The 16,787-nt window shown below is 69.4% G+C and carries 15 protein-coding genes; 10 read left to right on the forward strand and 5 right to left on the reverse strand.

Features of this window, described 5'->3' with window-relative positions:
* Positions 1 to 8 precede the first annotated feature (8 nt).
* Positions 9 to 1,808, forward strand: coding sequence for a glycoside hydrolase family 15 protein (locus ACQEU1_RS28225; protein WP_433207936.1), 1,800 nt, complete (start codon positions 9 to 11; stop codon positions 1,806 to 1,808).
* Here the strand turns inward: ACQEU1_RS28225 and ACQEU1_RS28230 are convergent.
* The gene (locus ACQEU1_RS28230; RefSeq protein ID WP_433207939.1) at positions 1,805 to 4,444 is read right to left on the reverse strand and encodes a glycosyl hydrolase 2 galactose-binding domain-containing protein; all 2,640 of its coding nucleotides are present in this window, start codon (positions 4,442 to 4,444) and stop codon (positions 1,805 to 1,807) included. The two genes, ACQEU1_RS28225 and ACQEU1_RS28230, sit on opposite strands and share 4 nt — an antisense overlap.
* A gap of 150 nt (positions 4,445 to 4,594) precedes the next feature.
* Between ACQEU1_RS28230 and ACQEU1_RS28235 the strand changes: the two genes are divergently transcribed.
* The 5 genes from ACQEU1_RS28235 (at position 4,595) to ACQEU1_RS28255 (ending at position 9,470) form a co-directional block, all read left to right on the forward strand.
* A complete protein-coding gene (locus ACQEU1_RS28235) occupies positions 4,595 to 5,188 on the forward strand; it encodes a DUF3558 domain-containing protein (protein WP_433207942.1) in 594 nt (197 codons plus the stop codon).
* Positions 5,189 to 5,311: 123 nt separating this feature from the next.
* Complete coding sequence (locus ACQEU1_RS28240) at positions 5,312 to 5,683, forward strand: transcriptional regulator (protein WP_433207945.1); 372 nt, start codon at positions 5,312 to 5,314, stop codon at positions 5,681 to 5,683.
* 15 nt (positions 5,684 to 5,698) lie between these two features.
* Positions 5,699 to 6,967: a PPE domain-containing protein gene (locus ACQEU1_RS28245; RefSeq protein WP_433207948.1), complete on the forward strand. Its 1,269-nt coding sequence runs from the start codon at positions 5,699 to 5,701 to the stop codon at positions 6,965 to 6,967.
* Positions 6,964 to 7,770, forward strand: a complete 807-nt coding sequence (locus ACQEU1_RS28250) for an ESX secretion-associated protein EspG (RefSeq protein ID WP_433207951.1) — start codon at positions 6,964 to 6,966, stop codon at positions 7,768 to 7,770. Before ACQEU1_RS28245 ends, ACQEU1_RS28250 begins: the two co-directional genes overlap by 4 nt.
* 56 nt (positions 7,771 to 7,826) lie before the next feature.
* On the forward strand, positions 7,827 to 9,470 hold the full coding sequence (locus ACQEU1_RS28255) for a glycosyl hydrolase family 28-related protein (RefSeq protein ID WP_433207954.1): 1,644 nt from the start codon (positions 7,827 to 7,829) through the stop codon (positions 9,468 to 9,470).
* On the opposite strand, the gene ACQEU1_RS28260 is transcribed toward ACQEU1_RS28255, so the two are convergent.
* The gene (locus ACQEU1_RS28260) at positions 9,467 to 11,128 is read right to left on the reverse strand and encodes a hypothetical protein (protein ID WP_433207957.1); all 1,662 of its coding nucleotides are present in this window, start codon (positions 11,126 to 11,128) and stop codon (positions 9,467 to 9,469) included. The genes ACQEU1_RS28255 and ACQEU1_RS28260 overlap by 4 nt on opposite strands.
* A complete protein-coding gene (locus tag ACQEU1_RS28265) occupies positions 11,125 to 12,588 on the reverse strand; it encodes a hypothetical protein (protein ID WP_433207960.1) in 1,464 nt (487 codons plus the stop codon). Before ACQEU1_RS28265 ends, ACQEU1_RS28260 begins: the two co-directional genes overlap by 4 nt.
* An 89-nt stretch (positions 12,589 to 12,677) precedes the next feature.
* Between ACQEU1_RS28265 and ACQEU1_RS28270 the strand changes: the two genes are divergently transcribed.
* Positions 12,678 to 13,025, forward strand: coding sequence for a sterol carrier family protein (locus tag ACQEU1_RS28270; protein ID WP_433211834.1), 348 nt, complete (start codon positions 12,678 to 12,680; stop codon positions 13,023 to 13,025).
* On the opposite strand, the gene ACQEU1_RS28275 is transcribed toward ACQEU1_RS28270, so the two are convergent.
* Positions 13,022 to 14,992, reverse strand: coding sequence for an alpha/beta hydrolase (locus ACQEU1_RS28275; protein ID WP_433207963.1), 1,971 nt, complete (start codon positions 14,990 to 14,992; stop codon positions 13,022 to 13,024). The two genes, ACQEU1_RS28270 and ACQEU1_RS28275, sit on opposite strands and share 4 nt — an antisense overlap.
* Positions 14,989 to 15,312: a type VII secretion target gene (locus ACQEU1_RS28280; protein ID WP_433207966.1), complete on the reverse strand. Its 324-nt coding sequence runs from the start codon at positions 15,310 to 15,312 to the stop codon at positions 14,989 to 14,991. The genes ACQEU1_RS28275 and ACQEU1_RS28280 overlap by 4 nt, the downstream gene beginning before the upstream one ends.
* Positions 15,313 to 15,406: 94 nt before the next feature.
* Here ACQEU1_RS28280 and ACQEU1_RS28285 point away from each other — a divergent pair, with 94 nt between their 5' ends.
* Genes ACQEU1_RS28285 through ACQEU1_RS28295 form a run of 3 tightly spaced genes read left to right on the forward strand, consistent with a single transcriptional unit; the run spans position 15,407 to position 16,775 of the window.
* Positions 15,407 to 16,153, forward strand: coding sequence for a maleylpyruvate isomerase N-terminal domain-containing protein (locus tag ACQEU1_RS28285; RefSeq protein ID WP_433207969.1), 747 nt, complete (start codon positions 15,407 to 15,409; stop codon positions 16,151 to 16,153).
* Positions 16,153 to 16,470 carry a hypothetical protein gene (locus ACQEU1_RS28290; RefSeq protein WP_433207972.1) on the forward strand — a complete coding sequence of 106 codons (318 nt, stop codon included), beginning with the start codon at positions 16,153 to 16,155 and terminating at the stop codon, positions 16,468 to 16,470. Before ACQEU1_RS28285 ends, ACQEU1_RS28290 begins: the two co-directional genes overlap by 1 nt.
* Positions 16,467 to 16,775 (forward strand): hypothetical protein, encoded by a 309-nt coding sequence (locus ACQEU1_RS28295; protein ID WP_433207975.1) that lies wholly within the window; start codon positions 16,467 to 16,469, stop codon positions 16,773 to 16,775. Before ACQEU1_RS28290 ends, ACQEU1_RS28295 begins: the two co-directional genes overlap by 4 nt.
* Positions 16,776 to 16,787: the final 12 nt, after the last annotated feature.

A 16,787-nucleotide genomic window follows, 5' to 3' on the forward strand; every position in this document is an offset into this window, starting at 1 on the left:
CGAGTGCCATGAAGCCCTTGGCGCTCGTCGTGCTCCTCCTGGTCATGTCGGCCCCGGCAGCTCGCGCTTCCGCCGAGGTGGTGCCGCTACCGGCTGACAAGCAGGGCTACGGCACGGCCAGGTCCGCGGCGAGCCCGGTCTGGTTCACCCTCGGCCACCAGGGGCTTTCCGAGATCTTCTTCCCCGACCTGAGCACGCCCGCCACCCGCGAGACGCGCCTGCTGGTGGACGGGAAGCCCGGTCGGGCCTACACCGAACCGGCGGACGACAGGTCGCTGACCTTCCGGCAACGGCTGCGCGGCGACGGCTGGCAGGCCGAGATCACCTACGTCACCGATCCGCGGCGCGCGGCCGTTCTCGCCGACGTCGACCTGAAGGCACAACGCCCGGTCAGGGTGTCGATCGACCACATCTCGATGAAGGCCGGCAGTTCGGTGGCCAGCACGTTGCCCGGCGAGCCGGTCCGGCGTGCCCGCGGCACGTTCGCGGTCGGCTTCGGCGAGGGCGTCGCCGAGGCAGCGGTGAAGAGGGGCTTCCGGGACGCGGCGAAGGAGTACGCGCAGGGCTGGCACTCCTACCTCGACGGGCTGAAGCGCCCGAGGTCCGCGGACCGCCGCCTCTACGACATGTCGGTGATGGTGCTCGCCGCGACGGAGGACAAGACCCACCCCGGAGCGTCGATCGCGTCGCCGAGCTTCCCGTGGGCGTTCGGGTTCGACCGGGAGCTGGCGCCCGAGCTGGGCCCGTACGCGCTGGTCTGGCCGCGCGACCTCTACCACGTGTCCACGGCCATGATCGCGGCCGGCGACCGCGGGTTCGCCGAACGCTCGTTGGACTTCATGCTCCAGAAGCAGCAGCAACCGGACGGTCACCTGCCCCAGAACACGCGGGTCGACGGCACCCCGGTGTGGTTGAAGGTCCAGCTCGACCAGGTCGCCGCGCCACTGCTGCTCGCCTGGCACCTGGGCCGAACCAAAAAGTCCACAGTGGACTCGCTGCGCCGCTCCGCCGACTACCTGCTGACCTACCCGAACGCGCCGTTCAGCGAGCAGGAGCGCTGGGAGAACCAGGACGGCTACTCGCCCGCCACCATCGCGTCCGCGGTCGCCGGTCTCGTGTGCTTCGCGGACCTGTTGCAGCGCAACGGGGAGAACGCCGACAAGTACCTGCAGGCCGCCGACGCGTGGCAGAAGCGCGTGGAGGGCTGGACCGCGACGAGGACCGGCCCGTACGAGCCGAAGCCGTACTACCTGCGGCTCACCAAGGACGGACAGCCCGACGCGGCGACGAAGTACAACCTCGGTGACAACAACCCCACCGACATCGACCAGCGCGCGGTCGTCGACCCGAGCTTCCTCGAACTGGTGCGGCTCGGCCTGAAGCGCGCCGACGACCCGACCGTCCGCAACACCGTGCGAGTCGTGGACCAGCAACTGAAGGAACAGGGCTACTGGCACCGGTTCACGCAGGACGGCTACGGCGAGACGGCGGACGGCAGGCCGTGGGGCATCAACTGGCCCACGGCGACCCGCACGTACGGCAGGTTGTGGCCGCTGCTCACCGGCGAACGCGGTGAGTACGAGCTGCTCAACGGCCAGAAAGCCACCGCAGCGCAACGCCTGAAGGAGATCGCCGCGACCGCCAACAGCGGACTGATGCTGCCCGAGCAGGTGTGGGATGGCCGAGGCACAGGTTCGGCCACCCCACTGGCCTGGACGCACGCGCAGTACGTGCGGCTGGCGTGGTCGCTCGACGCGGGCCGTCCCGTGGAACGACCCGCCGTCGTCGCGACCCGTTACGGGGCCTAGCGCTTGCTCACGTTGTGGCCCGACACCTCGACCACCGGCTGCGCGCCGCCGAGGTCGGCGGTCCGGTACTCGGCTCGGATCGTCTGCGTCTCACCGGGGAACAGCGTGATGTAGTTGTCGGACCAGTCCGCGGGCAGCACCTCGGGCCCGCCCTGCCCCTTGCGCAGCGACGCCCGCAGGAAGAACGCCACCGACGTGCCGGTGTTCTTGATCGTCACCGAGGTGGCCTGCTTGCCGTCCGCACCCGGCGTGGTCGTCGTGGACACCGACACCTGACCGGCCTTCAAGGAGCTCAACGACTTCAGGTCTGTGTACTGGGCCTGCGGCGTGTAGTACCAGTCGCCGCCGTTGTAGTTCAGCGTGTCCGCCTTGGTGGACAGCCAGTACACGTTGCGGTCGATCTCCTTGCCGCTGGAGTCCTTGAGCAGCAACCGGACGAAGTACGCCGTCGACAGCCCGGACGGCTGCGGCAGGTTCCCGACCCGCACGGACCCGTTGGCCTTGGCCGGGACGGACCGCGTCTCGTTGGCCTTCTGCGTGCCGTCCGAGTTGAAGACGGTGACCTGCAACTGCAGGCCCTGCTTGGCTTCCAGGCCCATGTTCACCACGGCGAGCGACTTGTCGTCGTAGGAGTACTGGGCGTGCAGGGCCTTGTTCGCCGTCTTGGCACCGAAGTACGAACCCGCCGTGGCGAGGTTGTAGTTGTAGAGGTGCCAGAAGAGCTTGGGCCACGGGTCGTTCTGCATCCAGTAGATGACGCCCTGCGCCTGGTTCGCGCCGGTGTCGGAGAAGTCGCGCCCGAACGCCTCGAACTGCGCGCGGTTCGTCTCGTACTGCTGGAGCTGGGCCTTCTTGACGAAGTCGTCGACGTTCGCCGGCTTGCCGTAGCGGTTGTCGAGCGCCGTGCCCCAGAAGCCGATCTTGCTGAAGTTGCCGGACGGCGACAGGTGGTACTGCGACGCGTTGTAGTCCGTCAGCTTGTTGATCTCGTTCTGGCTCAGGAACTTCTTGAGCTCGTCCATCTCCGGGATCGCGAGACCGGGCCCGATCTCCGACGCGAAGCCCGCGGACCCGCCCTTCTGGTTGTTGTACCAATAAACCGGCGGCTCCCACCAGTACGGGCCGTCCATCTTCATGCCCGAGTCACCGAGCTGCGGGGAGCTGCGGCGCGCGGCCGCCGTGACGATCGGCGTCTGCCAGTCGGCCCGCTTCAGGGCGTCCAGGTAGATCTTCTCGACGGCGGCGACGGGCGCCTCGTCCGAGCCGATCAGGAACGTGAACACGCTGGGGTGGTTGCGGATCCGCTTGGCCTCGCCCTCGGCGGACGCCCCGGCGACGCGCTTGTCCTCGTCGGAGAAGCCGCCGGTGCTCTGCCACTTCGAGCAGCACTCCCAGCCGGTCATCAGCAGGATGCCCATGCGGTCGGCCATGTCGTAGATCTCGTCGTTCTCGGGCTTGCCCTCGAGGCGGATCGTGTTGAGGCCCATGGACTTCGTCAGCGTCATCTCGTCGGCGATCTTCTGCACGTTGGTGCGCAGGAAGAGGTCCGACGCCCAGCCACCGCCGCGGATCAGGATCGGCTTGCCGTTGATCTGGTACTGGATGTTGCCGCTGATCATCTTCGAGGTGACCTCGCGGATGCCGAACATCGTCCTCTGCTGGTCCGACGCGGCACCGGAGACCGTCGCGGCCGCCGTCGCCTCGTAGAGCGGCTGCGCGCCCATCTGGTACGGCCACCAGATCTGCGGGTTGGTGACGGTCAGCGGGAACGTGACGGTCTTGGTCTCGTTCGCGGCCAGGCTGACGTTCTGGCTGTAGTTCTGGCCCGCCGCGCTGCCGGAGACGGTCGTGGTGACCGCGCTGCCGGTGTTGTTGCGCGCGTCGACCTTCACCGTGACGGTCGCGGTGTTCAGGTTCGGCAACGGCAGGTCGGACAGCACGTGCAGGCCGCGCAACGAGACGGCGCCGCTCTGCGCGAGGTCGACGTCGCGGAACAGGCCCTGGTTGCGGTCGGGCGGGAGCTGCGACCAGTCGATGAAGTGGATCACCAGGTCCTTGGCGGGGTCGGACGGCGACGCCTTGATCGCGACCGCGTTGTCGCCCTTGCGCAGCAAGCTGGTGACGTTGAACTCGTACGTCGGGTACGCGCCGATGACGGTGTCGGTGCCGGCGACCTTCGTGCCGTTCAGCCACACCTCACCGCGCGAGATCACGCCGCCGTTGAGCTTGAGGAACGTGTTCACGCCCGGCTGCGGGTCCGCCTGGAAGACCTTGCGGTACCACCACGGCACCTTGAAGTCGTTGGCGTTCGCCTTCTTCAGGTTGTCCGAGTAGTTGACGTCGCCGTACTTGTTGTTGGCGACCAGCCCGGCCATCACGGTCGACCGCGCGGGCACGGTCAGCCAGCCGGAGTCGGAGTAGCCGGGGCCGGAGATCACCGTGCCGGACTGGGTGGCGGTGGCGCTCGTCTGCATGCGCCAGTCGGGGATGGTGGAGGTCTGTCCGGGGACGGCGGCCACCTTGAGCGCCGCTCCCGTGCCGGGCACGGGGCCCGCGTTGGCTGAGGTACCTGGCACGAGCAAGGCCAGACCCACCGCCGCCACGACCAGAGTCGGTAGTGGTCGGTTGCGCAGCATGTCGCTCCTCGACGCATCGGGGCGGCGGCGCTTCGGGGTATCGTAAAGAAGGTTTCCTTTTAGTGAGGTCACCGGCAATGCGCCTTACGGGTGACGCGGGACACATCAATCGCCACCCTCCGTGCCCGGTGATCCGATAGCTTGGCCGCCATGCGTCGACTTGCCGTCCCGTTCCTGCTGGCAGCGGTCCTGACCGGGTGTTCTTCGACCGAACCGGGCAAGCCCTCCGCGGGGGACTCGGGCACCGGAGCGCCGGCGACCGGAACTTCAGCCGGAACGGCCCCGGTGGCGAGGCCGAAGGCCGTCGACCTGAAGACGATCGACCCGTGCACGCTCATCACCCCGGACAAGAAGACGGCGCTGGGTTTGAACGTCGTCGACGCGGGTACTCCGCTGCCCGATTACGGGGAGGGGAGCAAGCGGTGCAACCAGAGCTACGTGGACCGCAAGTACCTCGGCGCCATTCACACGCTGCTCAACGGCGGTGTGGACCGGCTCAAGAGGACGACGGGTGAGGCGAAGCTCACGGAGCTGAAGGTGGCCGGGTATCCCGCCTACCTCACGCAGACCGATTCGCCCGGATCCGTGGGCGGTTGCGAGATCTACGTCGACGCCAACGACGGCCAGTTGTTGCTGGTGGACACGTTCGGGGCCCTCGGCGAGCAGACCGCGACCCGGGACGGCGCGTGCGAGCGGGGCAAGGCTCTCGCCGAGGCCGTCACGACCGTGCTGACGACCAAATGACAGTTGAGTAGATCTACGCGCCTTATACCGGGAACCGGTCACTCGCGTAATGCATCAGAGCTACAGTCGTCCCAAATGCACACACGGTCCGTTCCCTTGGGGCCGTACTGAGGAGGGTGTGCCGTGTTTCTGGCGGATGGTGGAGGTGGCGTCTCGACGCCGCCCTCGTTCGGTCAGCGCAAGCTGAAGGTGGACCCATCAGCGATTCCCCAGGCCCGGAAGGTCTTTGAGAAGGCGCTGGCGGAGTTCGACGCGAAGATCGAGCAGGCTGTGCACGCGCTGCCCACCAAGCCGTGGGCCGGCGATCCGATCTCCAGCGAGACCTCGAAGGCGTTCAACGAACAGACCTCCGAGAAGGCTCTGGCCGCGCTGAACTTCTACAAGCAGCAGCTCACCGGCGTGATCGACCAGCTCAGGATGATCGAGGAGCAGTACCGCCAGGTCGAGGGCGACAACGCGGCCATGTGGGGCAAGCACCTGCGGGACCAGGGCTGAGAGGGGGACTGACCGATGACTGACCACCGCTTCCAGGGGTACGGACACCCCGAGCTGTACAAGATGATCAACTCCGGTCCGGGCGTCTCCGCCTCCATCCCGGTCGAGGCCGGTTGGAAGACGATCGCCGCCACGCTCGCGCAGATCGACTCCGACCTGCACGAGGGCCTGAAGAAGATGGGCGCGGACTGGGAGTCCGACGCCGCCGACTCCGCCATGGGCGCGCTGTCGCCGCTGGCCGAGTGGGCCGGGTTCGCCGAGACCGGCGCGACCACCATGGAGTCCTCCGCGCGCCTGCAGGGCGAGTACATCGCCGACGCGCGCAAGAAGATGCCCGAGGTCGTGCCCGTCACGACCGAGAAGCCCGGCCTCCTCGACATCGCGGCCGGAGCGCTGACCGGCCCGGTCGGCATGGCGCACGTCGTGAGCCAGCAGGTCGACCACGAACGGCAGGAGGCCGCGGCCGACAACGCCGCCGCCAAGGCCGTCCAGGTCATGGAGGACTACCAGTCGGACAGCCGCTGGAACTCCTCGACGCTGGGCGACTTCCCGACGCCGCCGACCGTCGTCATCGACACGCCGCCGCCCGGCGACACGGGCACCGGCAGCACGCGGGTCGGCTACACGCAGACGAGCAGCGGCGCGCCGACCGGCACCACGACCTCGCCGTCGTGGACGTCCGGCCCGCAGAACACCGGTGTGCAGCAGCAGGTCTCGACCGGCTGGACGCCTCCGCCGACCGACACCACGCACACTTCGTGGACGCAGCCGCCGACGACCACGCCGACGCCGCCTCCCACCTACACCCCGCCGCCCACGAACACCCCGCACCCGACGCCGACCCCCACCCCGGTCACGCCGGGTGGCCCGGTGTTCACCCGGCCCGGCACGGGCGGCCCCGGCGGTACCGGCGCGGGCAACCTGCGCGGTGGCCAGCTGGGCACCGGCGGTTCGGGCAAGGCCTTCGGGCCGATGTCCGGCTCGCTCGGCGCGTCCGGCCAGCAGGGCGCGATGAAGCCCGGTGGCATGCCCGGCGGCCTGTCCGGTGTCGGCGGCCACGGTCCTGACGGCGTGCGCGGCGGTGCCATGGGCTCCGGTGCGGGCGCTGGTGCCGGCAAGGCCGGTGCCGCGGGTGCCGGTGGCGCGGGCGGTGCCCACGGCCAGAAGGGCGAGGGCGAGGACGACATCGAGCACAAGGCGGCCGACTACCTGGTCGAGACCGACGACGTGTTCGGCGACGAGCGCATGGTCGCTCCGCCGGTCATCGGCGGCGCGTCAGAGTGAGCCTGTTCGGCGCTCCGGCGGAGAGAGAGCCGATCGCTCTCTCCGCCGAGGAGTTCGACGTGGTGTGGGAACGGATGAACGTCGGCCCGATGCCGCTCGTGCTGAAGGTCCCCACGCCCGGTAAGACGCGGGACGAGCGCATCCAGCTCGAGAACCGGGTCTTCGCGCAGTTGGACCACCGGCGCCTCGGCAACTCCCGCGCGCTCTCGTCCGAGCTGGACGGGTTGCTGCGGATGTTCGTGAAGCCCGAGCGGGAGGCGGACGGCCGCCTCTGGCTCGGCCACAGCCTGCGCGTCCTCGCCGTGTCGAACGGCGACTGGGGCGCGCTCGCGACGTTGCGGGACGACCAGCTGACGTTCCAGCCGTGGGCGGGCTCCGGGCTCGCCTCGGCCGTGCTCTCCGTGCTGCCTCAGCACCCCTCCGGAACTGGCCTTTCGGTGACGTTGCCGAGCGCGGACATCGAGAAGGCGATCGCGAACACCGACGGCTCGCCGAAGTCGATGGAGGCCGCGTTCCGGGGCATCGGGCTGCGCGAGGACGACGCGAAGGCGCTGGTGAAGATGTTCACCGGGCTCGTGCACACCGGAAACTTCGGGGCAGCGGCCCGCGACAAGTACGGCAAGCGCTGGCGGCCGGAGCGCGTGGTGGCGTTCTTCGACACCGAAGAGGGCCGCTACCTGCAACAACGCCGTGCGTCGAGCGGTCAGCCGCCGTGGAGCACGTTCACGCCGACCGACGGGCGCCGGATGCTGCACCAGGTCGACGAGCTGATCGCGGAAGCGGCTCGTTCCGCCGGGCTCTGATGTCTGGTTTGATCTGATCACCGCCGCCGTGGCCAAGACCCCTTGGAGACGGCGACATGAGCATCGACAGAAGGCTGTTCCTGCTGGCTACAGGGGCTGCACTGGTCGGGACGTCAACGATGACGGGGACTGCTTCTGCGCAGTCCTCCGCTTCGCTGTGGCAAGAGTTCGTTGCCAATCCCTTCAACCACCCGCAGATCCCGAACATCGCCTACGCCGGCTACCGCACGGGTGAGAAGCCCGCCCGTCGTCCCGTGCTGGCGAACGTGCTGTTCTTCGGAGCGCGCAAGGACGGCTCCGCCGACGCGTCCGCCGCGATCAACAAGGCCGTCGAGTTCGTCGGCCGCCTGGGCGGGGGCACCGTCTACGTGCCGCCCGGCCGCTACCGGATCGACGACATCATCCGCATCGGCTACGACAACGTCGTGCTGCGCGGCGCGGGGAGCTCTCGCACCACCTTCTACGCCACGCGGTCGCTGGAGGAGATCGTCGGCATCAACCGCAGCCGGTACGGGTCGGAGAACTCGGCGTGGAGCTGGTCGGGCGGCCTGGTGTGGGTCTGCCACCGGGACCGCTACCAGCCGCTGGTCGACGCGATCAAGGCGCGGGAGTGGCCGTTCGAGGGCTGGACGGGCAACGAGCTGGAGCAAGGTTCGTTGCTGACCGACGTCGTGGGCTCGGCGGCGCGGGGCTCGTTCGTCGTGACCGTCGAGAATGGACGGTCGTTGCGCGCCGGGCAGCGGGTTCTGTTGCGGCTGGACGACTCCGAGTACTCGCTGCCGAAGCACATGTGCGGTGATGTACCTGGAACGGCCACTTACCGTTGGGACGACAAGGACAAGCTCCTGTCGTACTTCCCGTTCCTGTGGCCGGTGCGGGTGGAGTGGGTGCGGGGCGACAGGGTCAAGCTCGCGCAGCCGTTGCCGCTCAAGATCCGCCCGGAGTGGAAGGCGCGGCTGACCACGATGGCGCCGGTCGTCACGGGCGCGGGCGTCGAGGGCATCAAGATCGAGATGTTCAAGGTGCCGACCCCGAAGCACCTGCTGGACAAGGGGTACAACGGGGTCGCGTTCCAGTGCGCGTGGGACTGCTGGGCCGACGACGTGCACGTGCAGGACGTCGACAACGGGTTCCTCCTGGTGTCCTCCAAGGGGATCTCGCTGCTGAACACCCGCGTCTCCGGCCGTGGGCACCACCACGCGTACGCCGTGCGCGAGCAGTCGCACGACAACCTGACCGACGGGTTCGTGATCGAGGCGCCGTCCGAACCCTCGCAGGCGGGCGCGGGCAACCACGGCCTGAACGTCGAAGGCCTGTCGTGCGGCAACGTCTGGACCCGCGGCCGGATGGACCACGACGTCTTCGACACGCACCGCGGCCTGCCGTTCGCCAACGTCCGCACCGAGATCACCATCAACAACGTCGGCGCGCACGGCGGCAGCGCGAACGCGGGACCGTTGTACGGCGCCCGTTTCACGCACTGGAACGTCACCGTCACCAACCAGCGGGCCGGCAACGTCCGGATCGACCAGGTGGCGCCGTGCAGCGCCACCGTGGCGATCTCGGAGGTCCGCGACTTCGGCCAGATCGACAAGCCGGACTTCACCGGCGAGCTGAACTCGCGGCTGGAGCTGTACGGCACCACCGATGTGGCGCCGCGCAACCTCTATGACGCGCAACGGAAGTTGCGTCGCAGCTAGCTCATCGCGACGGGCAACGACCACGCCCGGTCGTTGAGGTCGGTGGGGAGCACGACGTTCTCCACCGACCGCCCGATGCGCCGCGTCCAGCCGTTGTCCCACTCCAGCCGGAACGACGTCTGCACGTCCGGCAGCCGCACGGGCGTCGTGTCGCACAGCAGCAGGTGTTGCCCGTAGGTGCGGCCTTCCCGGCTCAGCGTCTGGAGCGCGGTGAGCAGCTCGGGTGGTGGCTTGCCTGCCTTGTTCACGCACACCAGCAGTTCCGGCATCGTGCCCTGGCCCGCCCGGTAGTCCCAGATGGTGCGGGACCTGGCCTCCGCCAGCGTTCTGGCCCTCGTCTCGTGGTCCGCGAGCAGGTCGACGAGGCCGTGCCGGACGTGCGGAGCCCCGTCGAGGCCCGCGAACAGGTCGCCGCCGAGGAAGACGACCTGCAGTTCGTCGGGCGAGTGCCGGGCCATCAGGCCGAGCACGAGCGCACGCACGCCCTCGGCCCGTTTGTCGTCCGGCGCGATGATCTCGCCGTGCGGGCCCATGCCGTCTTGCAGGTGGGCGGACTTGAGGTCGATCTCGATCTTCTGCCCGAACTCGTCCACGCCCACCGCGACCCGGTACTGCAACTTGACCGGCCGTGGGCGCCACACGTGCGTGTTCGGCATGTCGTGCAACGAGAAGAAGTCCGGCGCGGGTTCTGCTTCGAGCATGAGCGCGGGCAGTGTGCGGGCCATCTCGTCCAGGTTCGCGGGGGCCGTGCAGTCGTCGACCAGCACGTCCGTCACGTCGTGCGGCCGGTCGAACAGCAGCTGCACGCCGGACTTGCCCACCTCTTCGGCGATGTCGGTGAACGCGCTGAGGTCCTCGACGCCGCTGACGCAGACCAGCAGCTGCGGCAGCACCTGGTCGAAACCGCGGTGGTCGAACACCGTCCACGTGTTGCCGACGATCTCCAGCCGCCGTTCCACCTCGGCCATGAGCATCGCGGCGACCTCGGGGAGATCGGCGTTCCGGTGGTGCGCGACGACGTGCGGTGCCTGGTCGAGCCCGTCGAACACGCCGCTGTCCCGCGCGTCCACGAAGATCGTCTGGAACAGCTTGGGCGAGTGCGTGCACATCAGCCCCAGCACCAGACTCCGGAACGCCTGCGCGTTCGTGACGCTCAGGTGCGACCCGGTTCGCCACTTGCCGTCGGCGAAGTGCGTGAGTTCCACGACCACCGGCGCCCCGGCCGCGTCGACGCCGACCGGCACCTTCCACCACCGCCCCTTCCACGCCAGGGCCTTGGTGAACCGCGTCATCCCGTGCAGCGCCAGGAAGTCCAGCACCTCGACCCGCAGCGGTACCCGGTCCGGCAGCTCGTCCACCGACCGGGCGGTGATGATCACCCGGACGTTCCACGAGGCAGCCGCGATCCACCGGACGGCGTCGGCCAGCCCGGGATCCGTCGCGGTGCAGTGCTTCCAGTCGTCGACCAGCAGCGTCGCACCCGGCTCCGCGCCGCGTTCGAACCAGGCCAGCAGGTTCTGCCGCCGTCGTTCGTCACCGGGGTCGAAGCTGACCGCGACACCGGGCAGCTCGCCGCGTCCGATGCGGTAGACGCCCTGCAGGCCCGCGATCCGCCGGGTGGTGAGGTGAGGTGGGCCGATGAGCGCGAGATGGGTCATGGGCGGGCGATCTGCGCGTGCAGCCCGTGCGGCACGGACAGGCAGAACCCAGGCAGGTCGGGCACTTCGGCCGCCAGCTCGGCGTCCACCAGGGACGTGCTCGGGTCCTCCAGCCGGAACTCGATGCCGAACGCCAGGTTCTCCCGGATGAACGGCGGCACCTGGTCCCAGTTGTAGGCCGTGACGATGATGTGGCGTTGCAGGTCGAGCGGCTCGCCGGGGCCGTCGAGGAACTGGAAGCGCGCGAGGTCGTCGCCCAGCAGGGCCGCCAGCGTGCGCAGCGTCGTGGTCTTGCCGGTGCCCGCCTTCCCGACGATCGCGCCGTGCTTCGGCTGGTCGGTGAAGCCGGGGAACAGCACCTCCCGGCGTTGCTCCAACGGCAGGTCGAGCACCCCGATCCCGCCCGGTGGCAGCGTGTCGAGGGTCAGGTCCTGCGGCAACGGCGGCAGCGCCGGTTCGTGCGCCGGCGGACCGGTGCCCACGAGCGACCCCGGGAGGACGTCCGCCCACTCCTCCAGGTCGTGCGGCGGGATCGCGGACGGCCAGGCGGGCGGGTGCGACACCGGGAAGGTGTCGCCGGAGAACAGCACGTGGAGGCCGAGCGCGCGGCCGGCGGTGAGCAGTCCCAGCACGCCCTGGTAGCCGGGGACCCGTTCCAGCAGCACCTCGGCGCTGTCGATGCAGACCAGCAGCGCCGGCAGCGGTTCGCCGGTGTGCTCGCGCCGCCGGGCCACCTCCGCGGTGAGGCCGTCCCGGAACCGTTCGAGGGTCTCGTCGTCGTCCTCGCCGGTGAGCGCGAGCGCCACGTGCGGGGCCGCGTCCAGGCCGTCGAACACGCCGATGTTCTTCATGTCGAACAGGGCGAGGTTCAGGTGCTGTGACGAATGCGTCGCCATGAGCCCCAGCAGCGCGGCCAGCAGCAGCTGTTCCCGTTGCGCCGCAGGGCCTGCGCACGATCCGCACGTGGTGACGTCGAGGTACACCGGCCAGCCGCGCGCGTCCGACCCGATGGCCGCCTTCAGGTCGCGCTGGTTGATGCCGGTGAGATCCGCCTCGATCCCGTGCAGCGCCAGGAAGTCCGTGGCCTCGCCGTGCAGGTGCCGCCGCAGCAGATCGGGCAGCGAGGCCCACTTCCGCGCCGTCACGACGACCTGCACACCCCGCGGCGGCCCGAACGCCGCGATCCAGTCGACCGTCGTCACGAGCTCGGGATCGAGACCGGCGCACAGCTCCCAGTCGTCGACCAGCAGCACGGCACCGGAAGGCGCGCCGCGCTCGAACCAGTCGAGCAGGCTCCGGCACCCCGACTGGTCGGCCGGGTCGAACGAGGCCGACACCGGCAACGGGTCAGCGCCGCGCCCGATCCGGTAGACCGCCATGTCCGGCGCGGCCGCGAGGGCCGTCGTCAACCGCTCCCTGGTGGCGTGCCCGGGACCGACGACGGCGAAGTTCCTGATCACGGCCCCAGATATACCAACAGCGCCGGGACCCCCGCAGCCCCTTCGCTAGGGTGGGCGACGTGCCAGCGAAGCCCGTCGACCCAGCCGAGATGCGCGCCGCCGTCGAGGCCGTCCTCCCGTGGCTGCGAGGCGAGTCCGACCAGCCGCAACGCCCGGTGCTGGCCGCCGCCGTCCGCCTGAGCCTGCGCACCCTCGAACACATCGCCCCAGGTCGCAGCGTCGAGGTGCGGGTCCCGCCGTTCGCCGCCGTCCAGTGCGTGGAAGGCCCCCGCCACACCCGAGGAACACCCCCGAACGTGGTGGAGACCGACCCCCGCACCTGGCTCGAACTGGCGACCGGAGCACTGACCTGGCCGGACGCGCTGGACGGGGCCCGGGTCACCGCCTCCGGCACCCGAGCCGACCTCTCCGCACTCCTGCCAGTGGTGAAGTTCTAGAACCACGACCCGATCGTCTTGACGGCCCCGCCAACGCCCTCGACGACATCGCGCCCGAGCTCGACGGCGTTGCCCACGGTGTCCACCACGACGTCCCCGACGTCACTGGCCAGCTCACCCGCGGTCCCCAGCGCGTTCCGCCCGGCATCCCCCCAGCGACCGTGGGAGATGTCGTCCACGACCTGGCCGCCACCGCGCCAGACGTCCTCGCCCATGTCGACGACCTCCTTGCCGGTGTTGACCCCCCAGTCGATGACGGGCCCCACCCCCGGCAGGTCGGAACCGGGCACCTCGACCGGCGTGGGCGAGTCCTGCCAGCGCTGCTCGCTGACACTGCCCCCGTCGCCGTTCGCGATCCTGGCGAGGTTGTCCAACGACTCGGAGTTCTTGTCGTAGTACGACGAGTGCGCGTGCCCGATCCAGGACTCCCCGGACGTGCCGAAGGTCTTCGCGCCGAACGACGAGTCGTACGGCCCGGTCGACGACCCGTCCTTGGTGAACCAGTCGCCGCTGGTCGCCTGGATGACGGGGTCGTGCTCGGTGCCACCGACGTACACGTGCCCGGCGCCGGCCGACAGCTGGTCCACGTTCGACGCGCCCACACCGGGCGACCCGACGAACACGATGTCGTCGGCCTTCAGCCCGTTGTCCATCGCCGAGTACCCGACGACCGTGCTGCCGTAGCTGTGCCCGATCACCGTGACGTGCGCGTTCGGGTTGTTCGTCCGATATCCCTCGACGTCCTTGGCGAGGATCTGACCACCCTCGATCGCCTGCTCCGGGTCGTTCACCTGCCCCGGCAGGAACTCGGGCGCGTCGTAACCCAGCCACTGGATCGCGGCCCCGTCGGGCCCCATCTTCGCGCTGAGGTTCGACGCCTGGTCCAGCCCGAAACTGCTGAGCGTGGACGTCGTGCCGGGCACGCACACCGCGACGTTCTTGGCGGTGTCGGGGTTGCCGAACGCGACGGCGATCGCCCCCTCCTTGGCCCCCGCGCCGTCCGGACTCCACGCGAGCACGTACGCCTGCTTGCCGGTCTCAGTGCTCAGCCTGTTGGCCTCCACCAGGGCGCCGACGGCGTCGTCCGCGTTCTTCGCTCTCCGTGCGGCCTCGTCGTACTGCGACATCAGCTGCGAACCCTGGGCATCGTTGCGCAGAGCGCGCTGGCCTTCAGGAGAGTTCGGATCGACGCCCAGTTCGCGGGCGCGGTCGGCCAGCTCCTGCTTGAGCTGGTCCTTCTCCGCGTTGAAGCGTGCCGCGTCCTCGGGGATCCGCTTGCGGTTCGCCTCGTTCAGCACGTCGGCCGGCAGACCGCGGAGCTGGCCGAGCTCCTGGTACTTGGTCTTCAGCAGTGCGTCCTGCTGCTCCTTGCTGAGCGACTTCCACCAGTCGGAGACGGCCTTCGGATCGCTTCCGGGCGGTGGAACGGGAGGCAGTGCGCCGCCCGCACCGGCGCGCTCGGCAGCGCGGCTCCAGCCACCGTCCTTGCCCGCCGTCTCCTCGAAGCCGGGCGGAATCCTGGTGAGCGCGCTCGCGTAGGACCGGAGAACGTTGTCGTAGCCCGACTTCACCTTGTCCAGCTGGGCGTTGACCTGGTTGGCGAGCTGGCGGGTCTGCTCCTCGTCCATGCCCGGCGGACGGCCGCGCCACACGCCGATCGCCTGGTCGGCGGCACCGCGCATCTGGCCGTAGGCGCGAGAAGCGGCCTGGACGATGTCGACACCTGCCCCGAGCCGTTCCGCGGCCGACCTGGCGGCGGTGACGGACAGCTGAGCACGTGCGGTGAACCTGCCGGCGGCGTCACCGGTCCAGTTGCTCACCGCTGTCCTGCCACCGTTCGAGACGGACTCGCCGGCGCGTCCGACCGCGCTGATCGCACCGGTGATCGGGTCGGCGGCAGCGGCGATCCGGCCGACGTCTCCGGACGCGAGCCTGCCGTAGAGGCTCTCGGGGTCCGTGTAGCTCACTGTCCGCCCCCAAGTCCCGAAAAGAGCTTCTTGAGCGAGGCCGCGTGATCTTCGTCCGTGCGCTGATAGGCCTCGGCGTTCGACACGAGACCCTCGGCCGCATCGGTCATCCAGGCAGAACCGCGCTGGAGGTCCTGCGAGTGCGTTCCGACGAACCTCGACAGGGCGTCGGCGAACTCCGCCGCGGCGCCGACCTCGCCGAGCGCACCCGCGTCGAGCCTGAGCATCGAGATCATCTCCGCTGCCTCGCGCACCGCGTCGGAGCCGTTGCCGAACTCCTTGGACGCGCTGCGCAGCTGCTCTGGCTCAACGCCGAACATCGCCACCCCCTGTAGGTCCTCGATCACTGCGACGCAAATACATCATCGCCGGTTCCCCACTCGCCGATGGGCGGTTTCGGGCACGATGTCGTTCATGGTGCAGACAGGGTGGACGGCCCAGCGGTGGACCGCTGTGTTCATCGAGCAGGCGGAGATGTTCCGCAAGGCAGTGGTAGACGCGGACCCGGCGGACCAGGTGCCGACGCGCCCGGGCTGGACTGTTCAGGACCTCGTCATCCACCTGGGCCGCTTCTTGGAGACCTCCACCGCGTACCTGCGCACCGGCAGCCGGACGGCCATGCAGCCCGCGCCTCCTCAGGCAGGGCTGTCGCCGTTGCAGTACCTCGACCTCCAGGTCACCGCAGCTGTGGAGATCCTCACGGCCGTGCCGGGAAACCGGCCCGTGTGGACGTTCTCGCCGGCCGCACCCGACCTCGCCTGGGTGTGGCACCGCCGGATCGCGCACGAAACGGTGCTGCGCCGCTTCGACGCGCAGACCGTGGTCCGCGGGGTGGTGGCCACGGATGCCGACCTCTGCGCGGACGGCATCGACGAGGTGCTGACCACGATCGTCGCGGCCAAGCTCGACGGCGACGTGCCGACCATGGTCTCCGGCACCGCGACGGTCCGGCCGACCGACGTGCCGGAGTCGTGGCTGATCTCCCTCGCGGAGAACGAGGTGCCGGAGATCCGTGCCGCTGCGCCCGGCGAAGAAGGCGACGCGCAGGTGACGGGTGAGGCCGAACTCGTCTACTTCTGGCTGTGGAACCGCATGAACTACAAGGAGATGACGGGCGATCAGCGCGTGCTGGACGTTCTCCAGGTCGGACGGGGGCACTGATGCGCAAGCTCGCCGCGGTGGTGCTCGGCTGCCTGCTGCTGTCCGGGTGCTCGGCCTCCTGGCAGCAGGAACTCCGCTACAAGATCGTCTCGACGCACAACAGCAGTTCGTCGGAGTTCTTCGACCTGGAACTGGTGGGAGAAGTGCCGGACGGGGCACTGGAGCCCGCGAAGCTGAAGAGCACGCCTTTGCTCACGTACCAGGCCAAAGACGCTCAGGTCGGCGATGAACTGCTTTGCGCCGTCGAACAGGAGAAGGGCAACGCGTTCGGGAACTCGAACGTCGTGACGCACGTGACGAACTGCAAAAAGGCGTGACGCGGAAGACCCTCCTGGCGTCCCTCGCCCTGGTCGCCCTCTCCGGCTGCGCCTCCTCCTGGCAGTCGGAGATGACCTTCAAGGTCACCGAGTTCTACGTCCACGACGCCGGCGGCGGCACCGAGAGGCGAGTCCGCCTGGAACCCGTCGGCGACCTCCCGCAGGACGCGGAGCAGGACGACCTGAAAGGCGCGTCGATCCTCGAAACCGACATGCCCGCCACGGTCGGCATGAACGACGGCGTGCGCTGCACCGCCCGGCGCGAGTCCGGCGAGACGAGGATCAGCGGGTGCAAGAAGGCCTGAAACCCCGCCGAA

This window comes from Lentzea sp. CA-135723 (assembly GCF_050936595.1).
Lineage (GTDB): Bacteria > Actinomycetota > Actinomycetes > Mycobacteriales > Pseudonocardiaceae > Lentzea.

Bases quoted from the DNA above. Each gene is read 5' to 3' on its own strand.
- ACQEU1_RS28225 (WP_433207936.1), top strand. From the start codon at position 9: ATGAAGCCCTTGGCGCTCGTCGTGCTCCTCCTGGTCATGTCGGCCCCG.
- ACQEU1_RS28230 (WP_433207939.1), bottom strand. From the start codon at position 4,444: ATGCTGCGCAACCGACCACTACCGACTCTGGTCGTGGCGGCGGTGGGT.
- ACQEU1_RS28235 (WP_433207942.1), top strand. From the start codon at position 4,595: ATGCGTCGACTTGCCGTCCCGTTCCTGCTGGCAGCGGTCCTGACCGGG.
- ACQEU1_RS28245 (WP_433207948.1), top strand. From the start codon at position 5,699: ATGACTGACCACCGCTTCCAGGGGTACGGACACCCCGAGCTGTACAAG.
- ACQEU1_RS28255 (WP_433207954.1), top strand. From the start codon at position 7,827: ATGAGCATCGACAGAAGGCTGTTCCTGCTGGCTACAGGGGCTGCACTG.
- ACQEU1_RS28260 (WP_433207957.1), bottom strand. From the start codon at position 11,128: ATGACCCATCTCGCGCTCATCGGCCCACCTCACCTCACCACCCGGCGG.
- ACQEU1_RS28270 (WP_433211834.1), top strand. From the start codon at position 12,678: ATGCGCGCCGCCGTCGAGGCCGTCCTCCCGTGGCTGCGAGGCGAGTCC.
- ACQEU1_RS28280 (WP_433207966.1), bottom strand. From the start codon at position 15,312: ATGTTCGGCGTTGAGCCAGAGCAGCTGCGCAGCGCGTCCAAGGAGTTC.
- ACQEU1_RS28285 (WP_433207969.1), top strand. From the start codon at position 15,407: ATGGTGCAGACAGGGTGGACGGCCCAGCGGTGGACCGCTGTGTTCATC.
- ACQEU1_RS28290 (WP_433207972.1), top strand. From the start codon at position 16,153: ATGCGCAAGCTCGCCGCGGTGGTGCTCGGCTGCCTGCTGCTGTCCGGG.